This is a genomic window from Pseudomonas floridensis, assembly GCF_002087235.1.
GTDB classification, from domain to species: Bacteria; Pseudomonadota; Gammaproteobacteria; order Pseudomonadales; family Pseudomonadaceae; genus Aquipseudomonas; species Aquipseudomonas floridensis.
The window spans coordinates 1-1,422 of the sequence record NZ_MUIO01000113.1 but is presented as its reverse complement, the minus strand read 5'-3'; the positions used below and the strand labels follow the sequence as shown (position 1 = coordinate 1,422).

The 1,422-nt window shown below is 56.0% G+C and carries 1 protein-coding gene; it reads right to left on the bottom strand.

The window, feature by feature from the left end; genetic code table 11:
• Window positions 1-9: 9 nt before the first annotated feature.
• On the bottom strand, window positions 10-1,341 hold the full coding sequence (locus BZK31_RS24540; protein ID WP_083185870.1) for an IS4 family transposase: 1,332 nt from the start codon (window positions 1,339-1,341) through the stop codon (window positions 10-12).
• Window positions 1,342-1,422: the final 81 nt, after the last annotated feature.

Below are 1,422 nucleotides of genomic sequence, written 5' to 3'. Positions count from 1 at the left end.
TAATGCTGTTCACTTAAGCGGAGCAGCCTTACGATCTACCGGATACCGGGTTTTTGAAATCTTCACCGTCCTTGGCCTTGAAGGCCTGGGGCGGTGATCCAGAAACATCCCTCCAACACCCGCTCTTAGCTCTGCCAATCGTCTCCCTGTCGCTGAAATCGGGTTGGCCGCTGCCATCACGATCAACTGAACGGCGATGTACTGACAGGCCGGCTTGAACCGAATGTCCGACGGCGCTCGACCAAAAGCCACGGCAGCCTGGCTTGCCTCCCGACGAATCATGTTGTACGCCAGCAGCAACCCCCAGACTTCCTGGTAAACCAAGTCGGTTTTCTTGCTGCGCAAGGTGACCGCGTTCTGCTGCATCGAGCTTTTGATGTCCCTGAAACCCAGTTCGATTTCCCATCTTTCCTGATAAAGCCCGGCTACGGCCTTGGCGCTGTAAGTCCCGGCTGGGAGCGAGGTCACGACTGTTTTCAGTTTGCCCTGCACCTCATAGCTGACCTCGCGCACCTCCCAATGAGTCGGCAAGTCCGGATTTCGCTTTCTTGCCTGCTGCGACACCTTCATTCGTACCAAGCGGTCGTGCTTGCCGTACCGAACCACTTCCTCGCTGACCAGATTCTTGCGCGCCGGAGTCAGCCAGTGCCGGTTAAGCCCTTGGTCGCTCAGGCTCAGCATTAATTCAGCGCTCCAGAACCCCTTGTCGAACAGCGTCACCGAATGATCCGGGACCTGTTGCAGGAACTCGTCAGCCAAACGCATTTCACTGCGTCGATAAGGGCTCAGTTGAGCATCCAGAATCAAGTGCGAACGTACATTCATCAAAGCCACAAGGCGCAGCATGGGAAATGGGGTCTGACGCTCGGTCGAGGTGTTTCCCGAGCCGAAATGATCGCGCAACTCAGGCGTATCCGCCGTGCGCAACAGTGCGCCGTCCACGGCAAACACCTGGAGTCCTTGCCACGTATCTTCGGGGTAACGCTCGCCACCCCATTGATTGCCAGTTTTGCGAAAAAGCCATTCGACGGGGTCAGAGCCGAGTCGCTTGCGAGCTTCAGTCACACCGCTGCGGGCCAGAAGATGATCTGTCGCCAAGCCTTGGGCACAGATGTTCAGCCGTCTGGCGACCTCGTGTACGGGCTCATCTCGAAACAGCGCCATCCCTAACACCAACCAAAGCACCTGGTCTGCGGGCAAGCGACGACGCCTGACCGTGGCTTGGCTGGAGAGATCCAGAGCTGATGCTACCCATTCGATAGGGATGTTTTGAGTAAAGGTGCTCAGATCAGAAAAATTGAAAAGGTCGCCAAGGTCGAGCAGATGCTGTTGAACAGACATAAAAAATCCGATGCCAGATAGCTGGCATCGGATTTTCCTGGAAGCCCGGCGTGAGCTCAAATGCTTAAGTGAACAGCATTA

Bases quoted from the DNA above. Each gene is read 5' to 3' on its own strand.
- BZK31_RS24540 (WP_083185870.1), bottom strand. From the start codon at position 1,341: ATGTCTGTTCAACAGCATCTGCTCGACCTTGGCGACCTTTTCAATTTT.